This is a genomic window from Caulobacter sp. P1_B12_2 (assembly GCF_056406675.1).
This window is the reverse complement of record NZ_JBFTZS010000421.1, coordinates 1-4,018: the sequence shown is the minus strand read 5'-3', so window position 1 is coordinate 4,018 and position 4,018 is coordinate 1. Positions and strand designations below refer to the sequence as shown.

The window sequence follows — 4,018 nt, the reverse complement described above, 5'->3', positions numbered from 1 at the left end:
GGGCGTAGGTGATCTTGCCCGTGACGTAGCCGACCACCATCGGACAGCCGGCCAGGGCCAGCTCGGTGGTCACCGTGCCGCTGCAGGCCAGGGCGACCGTGCCGGCGACCATGGCGTCGTCCTTCAGCGCCTCGTCCTCGATCACATGGGCCCGGAACGGCCAGGCCGCGACTCGGGCCTTGACGGCCTGCGCCACCGTCGAGGCGGCGGGCACGACGACATGCAGGTTCGGTCGCTGCGCCTTCAGGCGGCGCACGGCGTCCTCGAACGGCGGCATGACCCGCTGGATCTCGGACGGACGGCTGCCGGGCAGCACCAGCAGGATCGGCTCGCCGGCCGCGGCGCCGATCGCCGCGCGCAGCCTGGCCGGGTCGGCGTGGCTGAAATCATGGGCCAAGGCGGAATTGCCGACGAACACGCTGGGCAGGTCGACGGCGTCGAAGAACGGCTTGTCCATCGGCTGGATCGACAGCAGCAGGTCCACCGCCCCAGCCAGGTCCTTGGCGCGGCTGGCGCGATAGGCCCAGACCTGGGGCGCCACGTACTTGACAAGGGGCAAGGCGGGATCCTGCTTCCGCAGCGCCTTGGCCAGGCGGATGTTGAAGCCCCAGCTGTCGATCAGGACCGCCACGTCGGGCTTTTCGCGGGCCGCCAGGGCCAGGGTGTCCTTCAGCCGCGCCATGGCCCTGGGATAGGCCTTGAGGCTCTCCACGATGCCCAGGATGGACAGCTGGGCGATGTCGAACGGGCTGTCGACGCCCTCGGCCGCCATCTTGGCCCCGCCGACGCCGACGAAGCGGACCTTGTCGGCGCCCAGCCGGTCGCGCAGCACCCGGGCCAGGTTCGCGCCCAGGGCGTCGCCCGAGGCCTCGGCCGCCACCAGCATCACCGTGAGCGGCCGGCCCTCCGGGCTCATGTGTCGGCCCGTGGTTCGACCCCGTACACGAACAGGCCCAGGTCGTTGGCGCAGGCGATGACCTGCTCGCGATCGACGATCAGCAGACGCCCGGCCTCGCCGACCACGCCGGCCAGACCGGCGCGGGCCGCGCGCTGGACGGTGGCGACGCCGATGGTGGGCAGGTCGACCTTGGTTTCCTGGATCGGCTTGGGGGCCTTGGCCAGCACGCCGCGCGGCGCCTCGGCGTTGCCCCGGATGGCCTGAGGCAGGTCGGCGACCCGGCGCAGCATGGCGTCCGTGCCCTCCTGGGCCTCGACCGCCAGCACCAGGCCGTCGCAGACGACAGCGCCCTGCCCCACGTCCAGCGCGCCGATGGCCCGCGCCACGTGAAGGGCGCGGTCCATGTCGGCGATGTGGCTGTCTTTCGGAACATGCTTGCCGAGCGCGCCGCGCGGCAGGGTCATCTCGCCCCGCACCTCGTGAGCGCCCTCGATCGCGAAGCCTTCCTTCTCGAACTCGGCCAGCAGGCGGCGCAGCAGAGCGTCGTCGCCCTTGCGGGCGGCGCTGATCAGACCCGGAATGACGGTCAGGCCGCGCAGGTCCGGCTTGATGGCCGCGAAGTCGGGACGCTCGACGACGCCGGCGAAGCATACGACCTCGCAGCCTTCGGCGCGCAGGGCCTTGAACACCTTGCCGAACTCGCCCAGCCCGACCTCGACGCCGGGATAGCGGGCCAGCACCGGCAGGGCGAACGAGCGCAGGCGCATCACCGCGAACGGCCGGCCGGCCGCCTCGCAGTGCTGCGCCAGCTCCACCGGCAGAGAACCGCCGCCGGCGATCAGACCAAGCTTGCGCATGGCCGCCCTCCTAGACTTCGCGCTCGGGGAGGCACAGGGGCCTGTTGGCCTCCGAGCGGATGAAGTCGACGATCTCCATCACCTCCGGCGTATCGGCGTGGGCTTCGGCCACGTCATCCAGGCGCTCCTGGAAGGTGCCTTCGTCGGCGAACAGCAGGCGATAGGCGGCGCGCAGGGCGTTGATCGCCTCGCGGCTGAAGCCGCGGCGCTTGAGGCCGACCAGGTTCAGGCCCTCGAGGTGAGCGTGGTTGCCCCACACCGAGCCGTAGGGAATGACGTCCTTGGTCACCACCCCGCCGCCGCCCACGAACGAGTAGCGGCCGATACGAGTGAACTGGTGGACGGCGCAAAGCCCGCCCATGAACACGAAGTCGCCGATCACCACGTGGCCGCCCAGGGTGGCGTTGTTGGCGAAGGTCACGCGATCGCCGATCACGCAGTCATGAGCGACGTGAGCGCCGACCATGTAGAGGCTGTCTGAGCCGACCGTGGTGACCCCGCCGCCGCCCACGGTGCCGGCGTGCATGGTGACGTGCTCGCGGATGATGTTGCGCTCGCCGATCACCAGCCGGGTGTCCTCGCCCTTGTGGGCCAGGTGCTGCGGCGCGCCGCCCAGCACGGCGAACGGATGGATGGCGGTGCCGGCGCCGACCTGCGTCGCGCCCTCGATCACCACGTGCGAAACCAGCCGCACGCCGTCGCCCAGCTGGACCTTCGGGCCCACGGTGCAGAACGCGCCGATCTCGACGTCCTGGCCCAGCTGCGCGCCGGGCGAAACGATGGCGGTCGGATGGATCTGGGTCATGCCTTGGGCGTCTCCACGACCATGGCCGCGAACTCGGCCTCGGCGGCCACCTTGTCGCCGACCTTGGCCACGCCCTTGAACTTGAAGATGCTGGAGCGGGCGCGGACCACCTCGACCTCCATGCGGATCACGTCGCCGGGGCGCACGGGATTGCGGAAACGAGCGTTGTCGACCGACATGAAGAAGATGGTCTTGCCTTCGGTGTCCACTTCCAGGGACTTGCTCATCAGCACCGCGCCCGTCTGGGCCAGGGCTTCGATGATCAGCACGCCGGGCATCACCGGATTGCCCGGGAAGTGGCCCTGGAAGAACGGCTCGTTGACCGTCACGCACTTGATGCCGACGATCGACTGGTGGGCGCGATAGGCCTCGGCCCGGTCGACCAGCAGGAACGGATAGCGATGCGGGATCCGGTTGAGGATCTCCATGATGTCGATATTGGCCAGAGGCTCCGTGGCGTGAGGCTCTTCGACTTTGGATTGGCTCATTCTAGCCCCTTGGTTCCCCGGCCGCCCGCCTTGCGCGACAGCCATGCGGTCTCTCGGAGCCACCGCTTCAGCGGTCGCGCCGGAAACCCAGTCCATGTTTCGCCGGCCGGCACGTCCTTGAAGACCGACGCCGAGGCGCCGATCTGGGCGCCCGCGCCGACCGTCAGGTGATCGGCCACGCCGGCCTTGCCGCCGAACGCGACACCGTCGCCCACCGTCGTGCTGCCGGAAATGCCCGTGAAGGCGGCGGCGACGCAGTTGCGACCGAGCCGGACGTTGTGGGCGACATGGACCAGATTGTCGATCTTGGTGTTCTCGCCGATCGTCGTATCGCCGAAGGCGCCTCGATCCACGCAGCTGTTGGCGCCGATCGTCACCCCATCCTGCAGGATCACGCGGCCCAGCTGCGGCAGGTCGACCACGCCCTTGGACCCGCCGGCCGCGCCGAATCCCGCTTCGCCGATCACCGCTCCGGCATGAATCGACACCCGGTCGCCGATCAGGGCGAAGCCGATCACGGCGTTGGCGCCGATCCGGCAGTCTCGGCCGATGGCCACGCCGGGCCCGATCACCACGCCGGGCGCCAGATAGGTCCCGCGGCCGATCCTGGCCCCCTGCCCGATGATCACGCCCGGAGAAGGCGTGACGCCGTCTTCCAGTTCGCTGTCGGGGTGGATGTGCTGCACCGAGCCGTCGTGACGGCGCGGTGCGTGCAGCCGTTCGGCGGCGGCGGCCCACGCGGCCTGCGGATGGCTGGTCAGCAGCAGCCGGCAGCCGGCCGGAGCCTGGGCCGCGTGGTCGGGCCGCAGGAAGCAAGCCACGCCGCTTAGACCGGCGAGGTCGGCCAGGCGCTTGGGATCGGAAAGGAAGGTGATGGCGCCCTCGCCGGCGCTCTCGAGCGGAGMGACGTGCGAGATCAGGTGGTGACCGTCAGCCGGATCGGCCAGCCGAGCACCGCTCAGGCTGGCCA

5 protein-coding genes are annotated in these 4,018 nt (G+C 70.4%); all 5 read right to left on the bottom strand.

The annotated features are described in order from the left end of the window. On the bottom strand, positions 1-916 hold a 916-nt coding region (gene lpxB / locus AC1DZ6_RS20610; RefSeq protein ID WP_477099000.1), incomplete at its 3' end, for a lipid-A-disaccharide synthase. Further along, a complete protein-coding gene (gene lpxI, locus AC1DZ6_RS20605) occupies positions 913-1,755 on the bottom strand; it encodes a UDP-2,3-diacylglucosamine diphosphatase (RefSeq protein ID WP_477098999.1) in 843 nt (280 codons plus the stop codon). The genes lpxB and lpxI, both read right to left, overlap by 4 nt. 10 nt (positions 1,756-1,765) lie before the next feature. Further along, positions 1,766-2,560 (bottom strand): acyl-ACP--UDP-N-acetylglucosamine O-acyltransferase, encoded by a 795-nt coding sequence (gene lpxA, locus AC1DZ6_RS20600; RefSeq protein ID WP_477098998.1) that lies wholly within the window; start codon positions 2,558-2,560, stop codon positions 1,766-1,768. After that, the gene (fabZ, locus tag AC1DZ6_RS20595; protein WP_477098997.1) at positions 2,557-3,048 is read right to left on the bottom strand and encodes a 3-hydroxyacyl-ACP dehydratase FabZ; all 492 of its coding nucleotides are present in this window, start codon (positions 3,046-3,048) and stop codon (positions 2,557-2,559) included. Before fabZ ends, lpxA begins: the two co-directional genes overlap by 4 nt. After that, on the bottom strand, positions 3,045-4,018 hold a 974-nt coding region (gene lpxD / locus AC1DZ6_RS20590), incomplete at its 5' end, for a UDP-3-O-(3-hydroxymyristoyl)glucosamine N-acyltransferase (RefSeq protein ID WP_477098996.1). The genes lpxD and fabZ, both read right to left, overlap by 4 nt.

What these genes read in the sequence shown, in the direction of transcription:
- lpxI (WP_477098999.1), bottom strand. Translation starts at nt 1,755, where the DNA reads ATGCGCAAGCTTGGTCTGATCGCCGGCGGCGGTTCTCTGCCGGTGGAG.
- lpxA (WP_477098998.1), bottom strand. Translation starts at nt 2,560, where the DNA reads ATGACCCAGATCCATCCGACCGCCATCGTTTCGCCCGGCGCGCAGCTG.
- fabZ (WP_477098997.1), bottom strand. Translation starts at nt 3,048, where the DNA reads ATGAGCCAATCCAAAGTCGAAGAGCCTCACGCCACGGAGCCTCTGGCC.